This is a genomic window from Streptomyces sp. NPDC012466 (genome assembly GCF_042955215.1).
Taxonomy (GTDB): Bacteria; Actinomycetota; Actinomycetes; order Streptomycetales; family Streptomycetaceae; genus Streptomyces.
In genome coordinates this window covers 195876-212202 of sequence record NZ_JBIBEQ010000005.1, presented here as the reverse complement: position 1 = coordinate 212202, position 16327 = coordinate 195876, and the positions used below count along the sequence as shown (strand labels likewise).

The window sequence follows — 16327 nt, the reverse complement described above, 5'->3', positions numbered from 1 at the left end:
GTGCGCGCAGTGACCCGGGATCCCCAATGCGAGCGAACTCGGCAAAAAGGGGCGGCGAACGGGGGGCTTGATCGTGTAAAGGCCGAGTTCCGGGTGGGTTACCAGCGGTTGGGCTCGGGCTTCACCGGTCGCACATCATGGGACTTCGCCGCGGCAAGGAATAGGTTGTGCGGACGGAACCGGACGGACGGCCGGGACGGGCCTGGCGCGGTGACACTCCATGGGGGCGGACATGCAAATGCTGAAAGGTTCAAATACCCCGGTGCCCACCGCGGCACTGCGGGTGGAATTGGGATGGCGGACCGGCCCCGGAGTGCCGGACGCCGACGCCTCCGCTTTGCTGCTGGTAAGCGGAAAAGTCCGCTCGGACGCGGACTTCGTCTTCTACAACCAGCCCGCGCACTCCTCCGGCGCCATCCGGCACGAGGGCAAGCGCAACGCCGGCGGCCGGGTGACCGACACCCTCCTCGTCGACCTCGCGCGCGTGGAGAGCGCGATCGAGACGGTCGTCCTGGCCGCCTCCTCCGACGGCGGCCCCTTCGGGCAGGTCCCCGACCTGTACATCGAGGTCCAGGATGCCGCCCAGGGCGCGGCGGTGGCCCGTTTCGACAACCCGGGCGCCACCACTGAAACCGCTTTCGTGCTGGGCGAGTTCTACCGTCGCCAGGGCGCCTGGAAGTTCCGCGCCGTCGGCCAGGGCTACAGCAGCGGACTCGAAGGGCTGGCCACGGACTACGGCATCACGGTGGACGAGCCGCAGCAGACGGCTCCGGCACCGGCCATGGCTCCGGCGCCTGCCCCCGTCACACCGCCCGCCGCGTACACGCCTCCGCCGGCGCCGCAGCCCGTGGCCCCGCCCCCGCCCGCCGCGCCGCCCGCGCCCGTCCGCCTCACCAAGGTGACGCTCACCAAGGCGGCCCCCTCGGTCTCGCTCACGAAGCAGGGCGGCACCTCCGGCGCGCTGCACGTGAACCTCAACTGGGAGGTCCGCAAGCAGTTCTCGGGGTGGAGCAGCAAGTTCGGACGCCCGGCCGCGATGCACTCCGACCTCGACCTCGACCTGTGCGCGCTGTACGAACTCACCGACGGCAGCAAGGGCGTTGTGCAGGCCCTCGGCAACAGCTTCGGGGCGCTGCACCAGCCGCCGTACATCCACCTCGACGGAGACGACCGCACCGGTGCCGTGTCGACCGGTGAGAACCTCACCGTCAATCTCGACCACAAGGAGGCCTTCCGGCGGATCCTCGTCTTCGTCACCATCTACGAAGGCGCCCGCTCCTTCGCCGATCTGAACGCGTCGGTGACGCTCCAGCCCCAGTACGGGGCGCCGATCGAGTTCTCCCTCGACGAGTGCACGGTCCCCTCGCTCGTGTGCGCGCTCGCCCTGATCACCAACAGCGGCGGCGACCTGGTCGTCCAGCGGGAGGCGCGCTACCTGGTACCCGACCGCGGGGTGAGCCCGCAGCGGACCGTCGACCACGCCTACGGGTGGGGCATGAACTGGACCCCCGGCCGGAAGTGACTGAGTCCGGCCGCCGTCAGCCCTCCTCGGGCACGGCGTCCGGACGGGCGTAGGTGCGGCCCTTCCAGGCCGCACCGCGCCCCCGGTAGTGCTGCACCGCCGAGTCGACCGTCATGAGGAGATAGAGGAACGCGGTGAACGGCAGCAGGGGAGCGAGCCACAGCGGCTGCCGGTAGTAACGGAGCATCGGGACGTACGTCCCCGCCATGACGAGCCACGCGAGACCGCCGAGGACCGCCGCCGCACTGCTGCCGGCGGCGAGGCCGGCCAGGAGGGCCACGGGCGGGACCAGGTACACCAGTGCCAGTCCGGCGACCGTCCCGGCCAGCAGCGGGGGGCTGTGCCGCAACTGGGCGTACGCGCTGCGCGAGACCATGCGCCACAGGTCGTGCAGCCGCGGATACGGCCGCACGCTGTCCACCCGCTCGGCGAGCCCCAGCCAGACGCGGCCGCCGCCGCGCTTGACGGCCCGGGCGAGCGCGACGTCGTCGATCACGGCGTGCCGGATCGCGTCCGGGATCCGCGCCCGCTCGGCCGCATCCGCCCGCAGCAGGACACAGCCCCCGGCCGCGGCCGCCGTCCGGCCCTTCCTGCCGATCCGGCGGAAGGGGTAGAGCTGCGCGAAGAAGTAGACGAACGCCGGCACGACGAGTCGCTCCCACACGCTCTCCGCCCGCAGCCGGGCCATCTGGGAGACGACGTCGAACCCACCGGAACCGGCCGCCGCCACCAGCTCGCGCAGACTGTCCGGCGCGTGCGCGATGTCGGCGTCCGTCAGGAGGAGGTACTCGGGCTCACGCGCGCGTGCCAGCCCGATGCCGTGGCGTACCGCCCACAGCTTGCCGGTCCAGCCCACCGGAGGCTCGCCCGGCGAGCCCACGGTCAGCGGCAGCCCACCGTGCCGGCGCGCCAGCTCACGCGCCAGATCACCGGTGCCGTCCGAACTGCCGTCGTCGACGAGGAAGATCTCCGCCCGCCCCGGGTAGTCCTGGCTCAGCAGCGAGGGCAGCGCGGCGGGCAGCACGGCCGCCTCGTCGCGCGCGGGGACGACCACGCACACGGACGGCCACGCGTCCGGCTCCTCGCGCGAAGGCAGCCGCACATCGGTGCGCCAGAAGAAGCCCTGGCAGAGCAGCAGCCACAGCCAGGCGAACAGTGATCCAGCGGCAGTCCACACAACGGCGCTCACGCGCGCAGTCTGCCCCACCGGACCTGCCCGGGACCGCTCATCGTCTATCGTGATCGGGTGAAGATCGCGCTCATGGACTCCGGAATCGGTCTGCTGGCGGCCACCGCCGCGGTACGGCGGCTGCGCCCCGACGCCGATCTCGTGCTCTCCCTGGACCCCGACGGCATGCCGTGGGGCCCGCGCACTCCGCAGGACCTGACCAGGCGCGCCCTGGCCGTCGCCGAAGCCGCCGCCGCGCGCCGCCCCGACGCCCTGATCGTCGGCTGCAACACCGCGACCGTGCACGCGCTCACCGCCCTGCGCGCCCGCCTCGAACCGGGACTCCCGGTCGTCGGCACCGTCCCGGCGATCAAACCGGCCGCGGCCGGCGGCGGGCACCTCGCCATCTGGGCCACCCCGGCCACCACCGGCAGCCCTTACCAGCGTGACCTGATCCGGAACTTCGCCGGCGGCGTGCCCGTCACCGAGGTGCCGTGCTGGGGGCTCGCCGAGGCCGTGGAACACGCGGACGAGGCGGCGATCGACGCGGCCGTGTCCGCGGCCGCCGCCCTCACCCCGGACGAGGTGACGACCGTCGTGCTGGGCTGCACCCACTACGAACTGGTCGCCGAGCGCATCCGGACCGCCGTCCAGCGCCCCGGCCGACCGCCGCTCGTGCTGCACGGCTCGGCGGGTGCCGTGGCCGCGCAGGCCCTGCGCCGGCTCGGCGAGCAGCCCGCGCCGGGAGCCACACCGCACGGCACGCTCACCGTGCTGCTCAGCGGACGCGAGGGCGCGCTGCCCGCCGCCGCCCTGGCGTACGCCGAGGGGCGTCTGCTCCAAGCGGTCACGCCCGCCGGCTGACCGGAACCCGTCACCGACGGTCATCGTCGTGTCGGGGCAGCCCGCCCCCGGCCGGCGCAGTCACTCTCCGCCACGAGGTACCAGCGGAGCGAATCCTGAGTACCCTCAAAGACATGAGGGACCACCGCCACGGCGAGAACGCCCCCCACCCGCACTCGGACGTGTGGACCGGCCGTGCCACCAACCGGGTGCAGTGGCTGCTGGCGCTCGTGGGTGCCGCCTGCATGGCGCTGGGCATCGAGCTGGCCGTCGACTCGGCCTGGAAGTCCGGCATCGCCCCGCTCGTCATGGCCGTCGTCGGGTGCATCGCCGCCGGGCTGCTGGTCCTCTTCGGAACCCTCGCCTTCGTGCACGTCGCCCTGCGGGTCGACGAGGAGCACCTCGAAGTGCGCTGCGGCCACATCGGCGTGCCCCGCCGCCGTATCCCGCTCTCCCAGGTGGTCGGCGCCACGTACATCTCCCATGTCACCCCCCGCCACTGGGGCGGCTGGGGTTACCGGTGGCGGCCCGAGAAGGGCACCGCGGTGGTCGTACGCCGGGGTGAGGGCGTCGAGCTGGAGCTGTGGGACGGGCACACCTTCACGATCACCGTGGACGACGCGGAGGCGGCCGTACGGGTGATCGAGGCCCGGCTGCGGCCCACCAAGCCGGGCGCCCCCGCGCACTGAATCGCCGGGCGCTCGTCACCGTCGGTGATCGACGGCGGTGATCACCGACGGTGATCACCGGCCGCGGCGCGGCCGTCGTCGGGGACCGGATGCCGGCCGGTCGGCGGCGCGGTGTCACCACGCAGCGGTGCGGTTCGCCGCCCCGCGCGCGGGTGTCTCCGGAGCGCGGCTCGACGGTTCCAGGGGGCGCGCCGTGGCCATGCCCGCCAGCAGGCCCGCTCCCACCGACACCGCGGTGAAGCTCAGCGCGTTGCCGATGGCGGCGATGGCGGCGAGCGCCGTCAGGGCCGCGCCCGCGGTGAGCGCCACCGGGGTCGGGCGCGGGCCGCGCCACAGCGCGTACAGCATCCAGCAGAACGCCGCCGCAAGCAGGATCACACCGACGATGCCCTGTTCGGCGGCCTGTTGCAGGGGCGCCGAGTGGGGCTTGCCGTCGGACAGCAGTGACGGGGCGGATGTCGCGCTCAGCTCCCCGAAGCGGCCCGGGCCGGCTCCCAGAGCGGTGTCCTCGCCCACCAGATGCCACGCCTCATGCCACAGCCGGACGCGGTGCGGCGTCAGCCGCCCCTCCAGTGCGGCCACGAGACCGCCCGGCACGGCACGCGCGGCGATCGCCCAGATCACACCGGTCACCAGGGCGGCGACGGCCGCCAGTACGGCCATCCCGGCGCCCCGGTGACGGGTACGGCCGGCGGCCAGCGAGCACACCAGCACCGCGAGACAGGCCACGACGCCACCGGTCGAGCCGAGCACGGCCGCCAGCGCCGCGATCGCGGCGGCCAGCAGACGCAGGGCGAACCGCACGGCCGGGGCCGGCGCGGCCCAGGCCGCGCAGCAGGCGGCACCGGCCGACAGTGTCAGTACGGCGGCGGTCCCCCCGGCATGCCCCAGGGGCGCGGCGATCTGCGGGCCGGGGGCGAGGTGGGGAACGGCCACGGTCAGCGCGATGCCTGCCAGCGCTGCGGCCACGGGTGCTCCGACCGGCAGCAGCGCCCCGCTGATCCGCCCGGCGGCATACCCGGCGGCCACCGCCAGCACCGCCAGGAGCACCCCCTCGGGCCTGCCGTCGTGCACGGCCGCCGTGATCAGGGACCAGCCGGCGCAGGCCCCCAGCACCACGACGCCCGCCCCGTCCAAAACGATTCGTCTCTCGCCGTCCGCGTCCGTTCCGGACGAGGACGTCACCCCTTTGGAACCCACCCCGCCCGCCCCCCGGCGCCCCGTGCCCCGACCTGTGAAGACCTCGGCCGGAACGGGCCGCGACGGGCCGCACGACCGAGGCTTGGCACACCGTAACGGCTGGTGAAGAGTTTGGGGATGTGTCGTGACGAAATGAACAGGGAGTCCGCCCCGTGCACCGCGCTGTCGGCCCCGAGGCCACGCGCCTTAGACTCCGGGAGTGACCGTCACCGCAACCTCCGTCGGCGAGTCGGAGCAGCTGGAGCCGCGGAGCGCGCCCGCGGCGCGGACCTGGGCCGAGCGGCTCGTGCGTCTCCTTCCGGCCGCCGCAGCCGCGCTCTCCGGCCTGCTCCTCTACGTCTCCTTCCCGCCCCGCACGCTGTGGTGGCTGGCCCTGCCGGCCTTCGCCGTCTTCGGCTGGGTGCTGCGCGGCCGCGGCTGGAAGGCGGCGCTGGGCCTCGGCTACCTCTTCGGCCTCGGCTTCCTGCTGCCGCTGCTGGTGTGGACCGGAGTGGAGGTGGGGCCGGGACCGTGGCTCGCCCTGGTGGCGATCGAGGCCCTCTTCATCGCCGTGGCCGGCGTGGGTGTGGCGGCGGTGTCGAAGCTGCCCGGCTGGCCGGTGTGGGCGGCCGCCGTGTGGATCGCCGGCGAGGCGGCACGCGCTCGTGCGCCCTTCAGCGGCTTCCCCTGGGGAAAGATCGCGTTCGGGCAGGCGGACGGCGTGTTCCTGCCGCTCGCCGCGGTGGGCGGCACCCCGGTGCTCGGCTTCGCGGTGGTCCTGTGCGGCTTCGGACTGTACGAAGCCGTCCGGCTGGCCGTGCGGTGGCGGCGGACCGGTGAGGTGCGGCGCGCGGCGGCGGCCGTGGGCCTGCTGAGCCTCGCCGTCCCGGTCGTGGGCGCCGTCGCGGCCCGGCCGCTGGTCAGCGACACGGCCCAGGACGGCACCGCCACCGTCGCGGTGATCCAGGGCAACGTGCCCCGCGCCGGCCTCGACTTCAACTCCCAGCGACGCGCCGTCCTCGACTACCACGCGCGCGAGACGGAACGTCTGGCCGCCGAGGTCAAGGCCGGCAAGGTCGAGCGGCCCGACTTCGTGCTGTGGCCGGAGAACTCCTCCGACATCGACCCCTTCGCCAACCCCGACGCCCGCGCCGTCATCGACACCGCGGCCCGGTCCATCGGCGTGCCCGTCTCGGTCGGTGGCGTCGTCGAGCGGGACGGCAGGCTGTACAACGAGCAGATCCTGTGGGACCCGGCGAAGGGCCCCGTCGACACCTACGACAAGCGCCAGATCCAGCCGTTCGGCGAGTACCTGCCGCTGCGCTCGCTCATCGGCGCGATCAACGGGAACTGGACCGCGATGGTCCGCCAGGACTTCAGCCGCGGCACGAAGCCGGGCGTGTTCACCATGGACGGCGCCAAGGTCGGTCTCGTCACCTGCTACGAGGCCGCCTTCGACTGGACCGTGCGCTCCGAGGTCACCGACGGCGCCCAGATGATCTCCGTACCCAGCAACAACGCCACCTTCGACCGCAGCGAGATGACCTATCAGCAGCTCGCCATGTCCCGCGTGCGCGCGGTCGAGCACAGCCGGACCGTCACGGTGCCGGTGACCAGCGGTGTCAGCGCGATCATCATGCCGGACGGGAGGATCACCCAGAAGACCGGCATGTTCGTCGCCGACTCCCTGGTGCAGAAGGTGCCGCTGCGGTCCTCGCAGACCCCCGCCACCCGGCTCGGCATCCTCCCGGAGATCGCCCTCGTACTGGTCGCGGCCGGCGGCCTCGGCTGGGCCGTCGCCGCCGGGCTGCGCGGACGACGCGCCGGTGACGTGTAGCCGTACGCCGGTCGCACGCCGCCCGAATCGCGTCGGGCCGCCGAAAGCGGCCCATTAGGGTCGACGGCATGGCTACTCCCGACTTCATCCGCACACTCCGTGCCTCCGCCGGTCATCAGTTGCTCTGGCTCCCCGGGGTCACCGCCCTCGTCTTCGACGACGAGGGCAGAGTGCTGCTCAACCGCCGGGCCGACACCCGCAAGTGGTCCGTGATCGGCGGCATCCCGGACCCGGGGGAGCAGCCCGCGGCCTGCGCGGTGCGAGAGGTCTACGAGGAGACGGCCGTGCGCTGCGTCGCCGAACGGGTCGTCGTCGTCCAGGCCCTGGAGCCGGTCACGTACGAGAACGGCGACACCTGCCAGTACATGGACATCACCTTCCGCTGCCGGGCCGTCGGCGGTGAGGCACGGGTCAACGACGACGAGTCGCTGGATGTGGCCTGGTTCGACGTCGACGCGCTGCCCGAGCTGAACGAGTTCGGACTGCTCCGGATCAAGCAGGCCCTGTCGGACGCCCCCACATGGTTCGACCCCACTGCCGTGAGCTGAACTATGGGGCCTGAGCACATGGGGTGGGGCAGGGGCGCTGCCTAGGGTCGAACCATGACCGCGCCCCGTGCCCACCTGGCCCCCCACGCCTCCCCGCTCGACCTGGGCGGACGCACCGCGCTCGTCACCGGCGCCGCCGGCGGCATCGGCCGTTCCTGCGCTCTGCGGCTCGCGGCCGCCGGGGCCAAGGTGAGAGCCGTCGACCGGGACGCCGCAGGTCTGGAGGCACTGGCCGACCGGGGGCGCGGCCTCGCCGGCACGGTGGAGCCGCACGTCCTCGACCTCACCGACCTGGACGCCGCCGAACTCGCCGCCGCGGGCACCGACGTCCTCGTCAACAACGCCGGCATCCAACTGGTGCGCCCCATCGAGGAGTTCCCGCCCGACGTGTTCCACACGGTGCTCACCGTGATGCTGGAAGCACCGTTCCGGCTCATCCGCGGGGCCCTGCCCCACATGTACGGGCAGGGGTGGGGCCGCATCGTGAACGTGTCGTCCGTCCACGGGCTGCGCGCCTCGGCCTACAAGTCGGCCTATGTGGCCGCCAAACACGGTCTGGAGGGACTCTCCAAGACCACCGCCCTCGAAGGCGCGCCCCACGGAGTCACCTCGAACTGTGTGAATCCCGCCTATGTGCGCACCCCACTGGTCGAGAAGCAGCTCGCCGACCAGGCGCAGGCGCACGGCATCCCCGAGGAGCGGGTCCTGACCGAGGTGCTCCTGCAGGACAGCGCCGTCAAGCGGCTCATCCAACCGGAGGAGGTCGCCGAGGCGGTGGCGTATCTGTGCGGTCCGCAGGCGTCCTTCGTGACCGGCACCTCGCTCGTGCTCGATGGTGGCTGGACCGCCCACTGAGCCGCCGCTTCCGTCGGCCCGGAGAGTTGTCCACAGGGCTGACGGGACGGCCCGGTCATGGTGAATCCTGTGAGCATGTCCAGCGATCATGTGCAGTCCGCCGAGATGCCGTTCCTCGAGCTCCTGGCCAGGGGCGCGTCGGCCGACGCCTATGAGCAGCCGGAGCTGCTCGCGCGTGCCGAAGGGCGCCCGGCGGAGTGGATCGCCGCGCTCCGGCAGGCCAAACCGCTCGCCCTGCGCGTGCGCGCCGAGCTGGAGGGGCGGCGCCGGCGCGAGGCCGAGCTGTCCGCCCTGTTCGAGACCGCCCACGACCTCGCAGGGCTGCGCGACCTCGACGCCGTACTCCAGGCGATCGTGCAGCGCGCCCGCTCGCTGCTGGGCACGGACGTCGCCTACCTCAGCCTGCACGACACCGAGCGCGGCGACACCTACATGCGGGTCACCGAGGGCTCCGTCGCGGCCCGGTTCCAGCAACTGCGGCTCGGCATGGGGGAGGGGCTCGGCGGCCTGGTCGCCCAGACCGCGCGCCCCTACGTCACCGACGACTACTTCAAGGACGACCGTTTCCAGCACACCCTCACCATCGACGCGGGCGTGCGGGACGAGGGGCTGGTGGCCATCCTCGGCGTGCCCCTGACGCTCGGGCACCACGTCATCGGCGTGCTGTTCGCCGCGGACCGCCGTGCCCGGGTCTTCGAGCGGGAGCAGATCGCCCTGCTCGGCTCCTTCGCCGCCCTCGCCGCGGCCGCCATCGACACCGCCAACCTGCTCGCCGAGACCCGGTCGGCGCTCGCCGGCCTGGAGCGGGCCAACGAGATCATCCGGGACCGCAGCGGCGTTATCGAGCGCGCCTCCGACGTGCACGACCGGCTCGCCGAACTCGTCCTGCGCGGCGGCGGGGTGCACGACGTGGCCGCCGCGGTCTCCGAGATCCTCGACGGCACGGTCCGGTTCGCCGAGCCCACCGCCGCCCCGGCCGGGGCGCTGGAGACGTCCCGCGCGGAGGGCCACGCGGTGCGGCACGAGGACGACTGGATCGCCGCCGTCGCCGCCGGCGGCGAACTGCTCGGCGCGCTGGTGCTGTGCGGCCACCCGGGACTCGACCCCGTCGACCAGCGCACCCTGGAGCGTGCCGCCATGGTCACCTCCCTGCTGCTGCTGGCTCGCAGATCCGCCGCCGAGGCCGAACAACGCGTGCGCGGCGAACTGCTGGACGACCTGCTCGACGCCCGCGACCGTGACCCGCGCCTGCTGCGGGAGCGTGCGGCCCGGCTCCACGCCGACCTCGACGCGCTCCATGTGGTGCTGGCCGCACAGCCGGAGGGCGGCGCGGCCGATGCCGACCAGGAGGCGGACGCCCGCAGACGTCTGGCGGCAGCCGCGTCCCACCTGGCCGCCACCCGGCACGGCCTGGCCGCCGCGCGTGACGGGGGCACCGTCCTGCTGTTGCCCCTCGGCCCCGGGGACACGGCGACCGGCCTGGCCCGCCGCGCCGCCCGGCACCTGGGTACCGCGGTCCACGCACCGGTCACCGTCGGCGCTTCCGCACCCGCCGACGACCTCGCTCTTCGTCCCGAGACCGTGGCCACGGCCTACGCGGAGGCCCGGCGCTGCCTCGAAGCCCTGCGCGTCCTCGGCCGTTCCGGCGACGGGGCCGCCGCCGAGGACTTCGGCTTCCTGGGACTGCTCCTGGCCGGGGACCGGGACATCCCGGGCTTCGTCGACCGCACCATCGGCGAGGTCGTCGCCTACGACCGGCGACGCGGCACGGAACTGCTGCGCACCCTCGACGCGTACTTCGCGTGCGGCATGAGCCCCGCCCGCACCAAGGACGAGCTGCACGTCCACGTGAACACGGTCGCCCAGCGCCTGGAGCGTGTCGGCCGCCTCCTCGGCGACGACTGGCAGAGCCCGGCCCGCGCCCTGGAGATCCAGCTCGCCCTGCGCCTGCACCGGTTGTCGGCGCCCGCACAGCACTGACCCCCGTACGCGCGGACGTACGGGGGCCGGAGAACACGGTTCCAGGTCAGACGGTGCGGGCGTCCTCCACGGTGGCACTCGTCCGGTCGGCTCCCGGCTCGGCGGCCGGAGCGACATCGGCCAGGTCCCGGTGGCGGGTCTCCTTGGCCACTCCCACCGCGACGACCGTGAGCACGGCGGCGGCGATGACGTACAGGGCGATCGGCGTGGAGCTGCCGTAGTCGGCCAGCAGCGCGGTGGCGATCAGCGGCGCGGGCGCGCCCGCCGCGACCGAGGCGAACTGGGCGCCGATCGAGGCGCCGGAGTAGCGCATCCGCGTCGCGAACATCTCGGAGAAGAACGCGGCCTGCGGCGCGTACATCGCCCCGTGCAGGACCAGCCCGACGGTGACGGCGAGGAGCAGATTGCCGAAGCCGCCGGTGTCGATCAGTGAGAAGAACGGGAACATCCACAGCCCGACACCGACGGCACCGATCAGGTACACGGGCCGGCGGCCGATCCGGTCGGACAGCGCGCCCCACGCCGGGATGACCACGAAGTGCACGGCCGAGGCGATCAGCACGGCGTTGAGCGCGGTCTGCTTGGAGACTCCGGCCGACGTGGTGGCGTAGACGAGGATGAACGCGGTGATGACGTAGTAGCTGATGTTCTCCGCCATGCGCGCCCCCATCGCGATCAGGACGTCACGCCAGTGGTGCCGCAGCACGGAGACGATCGGCAGCTTCTCGGCTTCCGCCGCACGGTCCGCCTTGCGGGCCTCGGCCTGCGCCAACGCTTGCTTGAACACCGGCGATTCATCGACAGACAGACGAATCCACAAACCGACGATCACCAGCACACCGGAGAGCAGGAACGGCACCCGCCAGCCCCAGCTGCCGAACGCGGCGTCCGACAGCAGGGCGGTGAGCAGGGACAGCACACCGGTGGCGAGGAGCTGCCCCGCCGGTGCGCCGGTCTGCGGCCACGACGCCCAGAACCCGCGCCGCCGGGCGTCCCCGTGCTCCGACACCAGCAGTACGGCACCGCCCCACTCACCGCCGAGCGCGAACCCCTGGACCAGCCGGAGCACGGTGAGCAGCACCGGCGCGGCCGTCCCGATGGAGGCGTGCGTCGGCAGCAGCCCGATCGCGAAGGTCGCCCCGCCCATCAGCAGCAGGCTCAGCACCAGCAGCTTCTTGCGCCCGAGCCGGTCACCGTAGTGCCCGAACACCAGCGCGCCCAGCGGCCGGGCGGCGAATCCGACCGCGTACGTCAGGAAGGACAGCAGGGTGCCGACGAGCGGGTCGGAGTCCGGGAAGAACAGCTTGTTGAACACGAGGGCGGCGGCGGAGCCGTAGAGGAAGAAGTCGTACCACTCGATGGTGGTGCCGATGAGGCTGGCGGCGACGATGCGCTTGAGGCTGGCGGGGGTTCCCGGGGGTGGGGGAGCGGTCGCGGGGGAGGACATCGGCACCACTTCCAAGCGGTTGGCGACTGGTTCGTGTCGCCATACCGTAGGAATCTGCAGGTCAGGGGCACATGTGGTGGGGCAACACAGTTCGAGGGTCGGCTATGCGTGTGGCCACCATGCCGGCTCACGGACACGCGGTTCGGGGGCTCGACGGTCGTCGACACGAGTGCCGTCCGGGATATGCAGTTCAGGGTGTTCTGGTGGCGCGGTGCCGACTCCCGTGCTGGTTTGGTGCTGACTAAAAGCCCACGTCATCACCCGTCCTCACCTGTCCCGTGCTGACTTGGTGCTGACTACGCTCCGTTGAACTCGGACTTCCAGGGCGATCGACTCGGAGTCGGTGCGTGGTGGGTGACCGAGTTGAGAGGCTGAGCCCGGCCTTGCCGCTCAGCTGCGTCGGTGGGTGGAGGCGTAGAGGGCGTCGATCTTCTCGCCGGCGAGGGCGGTGGGAAGGGCTACGGCCCTGTTGCCGGCCGAGGCGAGTCAGTCCGGGGCCGGGGAGGGGCCGTGTGCATGGTGTGGGCAACATTGGTGGGGGTCTGGCCGTGGCGGAGCAGACCCACGGGCTGAAGGTGACGCCGGCGGGGGCCGTGCTGCGTTCGTGCGGACAATCAGGGCCGCCATCGTGCTCGCACGTGTCCGGTACTTCCTCGCTGACGTTCGCAGGCACTCGCGTCTACGGCGATCGAGCAGCCGGGGTGGCGAAGAAGGCGTGCACTCCCTGGAGAGCGGGGAGTGCACGCCGGGGGTTTGCGTAGCGAGCAGGGTCGGATCACTCCGTCGCGAAGGGCCCTGAAGACGATTCCGCGGCACGCGCGGACGGCGTATCCGACGGTGTGAGCACCCGGCGTACCGCGTCGGCGAGTGCGGGAGCCGCGCTCGCCTCGGCATCGGCGATCCCGACACCGTAGCGGAACCGCACGGTCGCGCCGTCCGCGACGGTCAGCTCCTCGCTGAAGAACGGTGCCGGATTGAGGCAGGCGAACTCCTCGGTCCGGGCGAACCACTGCGGCGGGTGACTCGGGTTTGCCGTGTCGTCGACCATGAGTACGAGCGACTGCGCGTCCGTCTCGTCGTGGCGGCCCGCGAAGCCCATCCACTCCATGCGCCGCCCACGAACCTCGTCGCCACCCATGCCTTCCTCGGTCACGAACTGTCCGCCGGTGAATGACCGCGGGCCACGCCAGAACAGGCCGCCGTAGCCGGCGTTCTCCCGTCCCTTGGTGGTCGGCGATCCCATGGCGACGTCCTTTCCGGAGACATTCGTCATCCGCGTCTCGAACGTCAACGCCCAAGCGTGCGGGGAGATCAGGCTCGCCCGCAGTGTCCGGCGTTCGGTGAAGAAGAGCGCCCCGGCCTGGGTGGTCCAGTCCAGGTCGTGAGTGAACGTCGCCGCTCCGTCCGTCCTGTCCAGGTCGACCACTCGGCGGTGGGCCTGGGTTCCGTTGTTCTCCAGCTGGACGTAGAAGCGTCCGTGGATGTACGTGGGACCGCCCCAGAAGTTCTCCTCGCCGACGTGGGGCAGGGACCACGCGATGCCCTTGTGCCAGACGTGGTCGTGGGGACGGAACAGGCTGACCACCTTGCCGGCCCGGGTGCGCAGGGGATGGATGTAGGGCTTGGGGGATTCCAGCTGGACGGTGTCCGGCTGGTACACGTAGCGGAACAGCTCGGTGCCGCCGTCGCGTACCGTGACCGAGGTGCCGAGGTCGTGGCGGATCTCAAGAGCGTTCATACGAGGGCCTCCTTGACCGGTTCCCACGGCACGGCGCCACCGTCCATGCTTTCCGCGAACGGGTCGTCGTCGGTCAGTTCGCCCGCGGCGATGCGGACACCGCGGAAGGCGGAGGCGTAGGTCGCCGCCGCGAACTCCAGCGTGCGCCGCGCGTCTTGCAGACGGACGCCGGGCTCCTGTCCGGTGTCCCACGCGTCGAATATCGCCTCGATCTGGACCCGGTGGCCGCTGGTGATGTCGGGTCCGTCACCGTGGGTCCAGAGCTCCGAGAGCTCCTCGTGGCCGGGGGCCGGCGTGAACCGCCAGTGTTCCTCGCGGTAGCCGTAGAGGTGCTCGAGTTCGACCGTGGCGTGTTCGAAGTCGAAGCGCAGGCGCGAGGTCTCCCGGGGGGACAGCAGGGAATTGACCACCGTCGCGAGGGCTCCGTTGTCGAACCGGACGGCGGCGATCGAGACGTCCTCGGTGTCCGTGGGCCGGGTCTGGCGGTCGGCGAGTGCGGTGATCTGCGACCAGGGGCCGAGAACCGACAGCATCAGGTCGAACTGATGGATGCCGTGCCCCATGGTCGGGCCACCTCCCTCGACGTCCCAGCGCCCCCGCCACGGCACCTCGAAGTACGCGTCGGGCCGGTACCAGAGGGTCTCGCAGGTGGCGACCAGTGGCCGGCCCAGGGCGCCGGACCGGGCCAGCCGTCGCAGGCGTACGGCCGCCCCGCCGTAGCGGTGCTGGAAAACGGTCAGGACCTTGGAGCCGGTCTGTTGCTGCACTGCGGCCAGCTGGTCCATCTCGCGCAGGCTCAGCGCCGTCGGCTTCTCCACCAGCGCGGTGACGCCGGCCCGCAGCACCATGGACGCCAAGGGTGCGTGGGTCTGCGGGGGCGTACAGATGTGTACGAGATCGAGGTCTTCGCTCTCCAGCAGAGCCTGCGTGTCGTCGAAGACGTGCGGCACGGAGAACCGGTCGGCGAACTCGGCGGCACGGGTGGGGTCGACGTCGGCGACGGCGACCAGCCGGGCGCGTTCGGAGAGTTCGCTGAGGGCTTCGGCATGAGCGTGGGCGATACCGCCGGTGCCGATGATGGCCACGCGGTACGGCGGCCGGGGGCTTGGCATGGGTGTTTTCTCTCTGTTGGTTCCTGCCCCACTTCCAGTGGGGCCTCCCGGGGGCCGTGGGCAGCGGCGCCGGCCCCCGGGAAGGAGGTCACTTGGCCGCGTCGATCTCGCCCTGGAGCTCCTTGATGAAGGCCTTCGCGGCGGCTTCGGGCGAGGTCTTCTTGAAGTAGACCTCCTGGCTGTAGCGCTGCAGCTCCGGCTCGATGCCGCTTCCGCCGTTGGGGGTCACGACCGGCGACTCACCCGGGGTCACGGCCTTCATGTAGTCGGCTGCCGCCTTGTCGGTCCCGGCCAGGCCCGGCTGGAGGTGCTTCAGCATCTCCTTGTTGGCGGGGATTCCGCGCTCCGTCTTGAGGATGTCGGCGGCCTTCTGGTCGTTGAGCATGAAGTTGATGAACGCGGCCGCCTCGGCCGGGTGCTTGCTCTGGCTGGAGACCGCCCAGTACATGGAGGGCTTGAAGAAGTTGGCCTTGGTGCTGCCCGCACGAGGCATCTGCAGCAGCTTCACATGGGCGCCCGTGGCCTGCTGGATCGCGGTGATCTGGGTGTTGTACGCCCCCATCATGGCCGCCTTGCCGGTGGCGAAGCTGCCGGCGGTGACACCCGCGGTCAGGTCCTCGACCATCGTCGACGCCTTGACGCTGGCCCCCGAGGAGGTCAGGTCCAGACCGTACTTCCACATCCCGGCGAGCGTCTCGGGCTTCAACGAGACGTTGCCGTCCTTGTCGAAGAGGTTTTCACCGTGCTGACGCGCCCAGTACTTGACGTCGCCGGCGGAGAAGCCGGGCGCGCCGGCGGCACCATGGATCTTGCCGCCACTCTTGTCGGTGAGTTCCTTCCCGATCTTGGCGTAGTCGTCCCACGTCCATGTCTTGTCGTCGGGAACCTTCACGCCGTACTTCTTGAACAGGTCGGTGTTCACGAGGACGGACATGACGCCGACGCCGACGGGAAGCGCGTACTGCGTCCCGTCGACCTGGCCGGTGGCCAGGGCCTGGTCGTCGAACTGTGACGTGCTGAGGAGCTTCTTGGCCTTGCCGAGGTCGTAGAGCGCTCCGCGGTCGGCGTACGACGCGAGGTACAGCTCGTCCATCTGGACGACGTCGGGAGAGTCCTTGGCCGCGGTCGTCGTGGCGAGCGCGTCCCAGTAGCCGTTCCAGTCCTTGTACTGGCCCTTGACCGTGATGTTGGGGTACTTCTTCTCGAACGCCTTGATGACCTCGTCGGTGAGCTGGGCACGGGCGTCCGCTCCCCACCAGGTGGCGCGGATGGTGACCGGCTTGTCGCTGAGTTCGGATGCGGATTCGGTGCTGCCGCCGGAGCAGGCGGTCAGTACGAGCGAGAGTGAGGCGATCGCTCCGACCGCGACTCGTCTGAAGGGGCTGGGGTTCATGGGCTTGTCCTGACTC

At 71.8% G+C, this 16327-nt stretch carries 13 protein-coding genes; 7 read left to right on the top strand and 6 right to left on the bottom strand.

What is annotated here, in order from left to right:
- Nucleotides 1–238: 238 nt before the first annotated feature.
- Nucleotides 239–1522 carry a TerD family protein gene (locus ACFY9E_RS19995; protein ID WP_390985582.1) on the top strand — a complete coding sequence of 428 codons (1284 nt, stop codon included), beginning with the start codon at nucleotides 239–241 and terminating at the stop codon, nucleotides 1520–1522.
- 16 nt (nucleotides 1523–1538) lie between these two features.
- On the opposite strand, the gene ACFY9E_RS19990 is transcribed toward ACFY9E_RS19995, so the two are convergent.
- Nucleotides 1539–2729, bottom strand: a complete 1191-nt coding sequence (locus ACFY9E_RS19990) for a glycosyltransferase (RefSeq protein WP_390985580.1) — start codon at nucleotides 2727–2729, stop codon at nucleotides 1539–1541.
- A gap of 39 nt (nucleotides 2730–2768) precedes the next feature.
- Here ACFY9E_RS19990 and ACFY9E_RS19985 point away from each other — a divergent pair, with 39 nt between their 5' ends.
- Both ACFY9E_RS19985 and ACFY9E_RS19980 read left to right on the top strand, forming a co-directional pair.
- On the top strand, nucleotides 2769–3554 hold the full coding sequence (locus tag ACFY9E_RS19985) for an aspartate/glutamate racemase family protein (RefSeq protein WP_390985577.1): 786 nt from the start codon (nucleotides 2769–2771) through the stop codon (nucleotides 3552–3554).
- A 113-nt stretch (nucleotides 3555–3667) separates the two neighbouring features.
- Nucleotides 3668–4222 carry a hypothetical protein gene (locus ACFY9E_RS19980; protein ID WP_390985575.1) on the top strand — a complete coding sequence of 185 codons (555 nt, stop codon included), beginning with the start codon at nucleotides 3668–3670 and terminating at the stop codon, nucleotides 4220–4222.
- Between the two features lie 114 nt (nucleotides 4223–4336).
- On the opposite strand, the gene ACFY9E_RS19975 is transcribed toward ACFY9E_RS19980, so the two are convergent.
- Nucleotides 4337–5422: an O-antigen ligase family protein gene (locus tag ACFY9E_RS19975; RefSeq protein ID WP_390985572.1), complete on the bottom strand. Its 1086-nt coding sequence runs from the start codon at nucleotides 5420–5422 to the stop codon at nucleotides 4337–4339.
- A gap of 199 nt (nucleotides 5423–5621) precedes the next feature.
- Between ACFY9E_RS19975 and lnt the strand changes: the two genes are divergently transcribed.
- From lnt to ACFY9E_RS19955, 4 genes are all read left to right on the top strand, one after another.
- A complete protein-coding gene (gene lnt, locus ACFY9E_RS19970; protein ID WP_390985570.1) occupies nucleotides 5622–7238 on the top strand; it encodes an apolipoprotein N-acyltransferase in 1617 nt (538 codons plus the stop codon).
- A 68-nt stretch (nucleotides 7239–7306) separates the two neighbouring features.
- Nucleotides 7307–7786 (top strand): NUDIX domain-containing protein, encoded by a 480-nt coding sequence (locus tag ACFY9E_RS19965; RefSeq protein ID WP_390985567.1) that lies wholly within the window; start codon nucleotides 7307–7309, stop codon nucleotides 7784–7786.
- Nucleotides 7787–7840: 54 nt separating this feature from the next.
- Nucleotides 7841–8641, top strand: a complete 801-nt coding sequence (locus ACFY9E_RS19960) for a 3-hydroxybutyrate dehydrogenase (RefSeq protein ID WP_390985565.1) — start codon at nucleotides 7841–7843, stop codon at nucleotides 8639–8641.
- Nucleotides 8642–8716: 75 nt separating this feature from the next.
- Entirely contained in the window at nucleotides 8717–10621 is a 1905-nt protein-coding gene (locus tag ACFY9E_RS19955) for a GAF domain-containing protein (protein ID WP_390985562.1), read from the top strand.
- 46 nt (nucleotides 10622–10667) lie between these two features.
- On the opposite strand, the gene ACFY9E_RS19950 is transcribed toward ACFY9E_RS19955, so the two are convergent.
- The 4 genes from ACFY9E_RS19950 to ACFY9E_RS19935 form a co-directional block, all read right to left on the bottom strand.
- Nucleotides 10668–12068 (bottom strand): MFS transporter, encoded by a 1401-nt coding sequence (locus tag ACFY9E_RS19950; RefSeq protein WP_390985560.1) that lies wholly within the window; start codon nucleotides 12066–12068, stop codon nucleotides 10668–10670.
- 775 nt (nucleotides 12069–12843) lie between these two features.
- The gene (locus tag ACFY9E_RS19945) at nucleotides 12844–13806 is read right to left on the bottom strand and encodes a DUF6807 family protein (protein ID WP_390985558.1); all 963 of its coding nucleotides are present in this window, start codon (nucleotides 13804–13806) and stop codon (nucleotides 12844–12846) included.
- Nucleotides 13803–14918 (bottom strand): Gfo/Idh/MocA family oxidoreductase, encoded by a 1116-nt coding sequence (locus ACFY9E_RS19940; RefSeq protein WP_390985555.1) that lies wholly within the window; start codon nucleotides 14916–14918, stop codon nucleotides 13803–13805. The genes ACFY9E_RS19945 and ACFY9E_RS19940 overlap by 4 nt, the downstream gene beginning before the upstream one ends.
- A gap of 88 nt (nucleotides 14919–15006) precedes the next feature.
- Nucleotides 15007–16311 (bottom strand): extracellular solute-binding protein, encoded by a 1305-nt coding sequence (locus ACFY9E_RS19935; protein WP_390985552.1) that lies wholly within the window; start codon nucleotides 16309–16311, stop codon nucleotides 15007–15009.
- Nucleotides 16312–16327: the final 16 nt, after the last annotated feature.

What these genes read in the sequence shown, in the direction of transcription:
- ACFY9E_RS19965 (WP_390985567.1), top strand. Translation starts at nt 7,307, where the DNA reads ATGGCTACTCCCGACTTCATCCGCACACTCCGTGCCTCCGCCGGTCAT.
- ACFY9E_RS19945 (WP_390985558.1), bottom strand. Translation starts at nt 13,806, where the DNA reads ATGAACGCTCTTGAGATCCGCCACGACCTCGGCACCTCGGTCACGGTA.
- ACFY9E_RS19980 (WP_390985575.1), top strand. Translation starts at nt 3,668, where the DNA reads ATGAGGGACCACCGCCACGGCGAGAACGCCCCCCACCCGCACTCGGAC.
- ACFY9E_RS19950 (WP_390985560.1), bottom strand. Translation starts at nt 12,068, where the DNA reads ATGTCCTCCCCCGCGACCGCTCCCCCACCCCCGGGAACCCCCGCCAGC.
- ACFY9E_RS19995 (WP_390985582.1), top strand. Translation starts at nt 239, where the DNA reads ATGCTGAAAGGTTCAAATACCCCGGTGCCCACCGCGGCACTGCGGGTG.
- ACFY9E_RS19935 (WP_390985552.1), bottom strand. Translation starts at nt 16,311, where the DNA reads ATGAACCCCAGCCCCTTCAGACGAGTCGCGGTCGGAGCGATCGCCTCA.
- ACFY9E_RS19960 (WP_390985565.1), top strand. Translation starts at nt 7,841, where the DNA reads ATGACCGCGCCCCGTGCCCACCTGGCCCCCCACGCCTCCCCGCTCGAC.
- ACFY9E_RS19940 (WP_390985555.1), bottom strand. Translation starts at nt 14,918, where the DNA reads ATGCCAAGCCCCCGGCCGCCGTACCGCGTGGCCATCATCGGCACCGGC.
- ACFY9E_RS19955 (WP_390985562.1), top strand. Translation starts at nt 8,717, where the DNA reads ATGTCCAGCGATCATGTGCAGTCCGCCGAGATGCCGTTCCTCGAGCTC.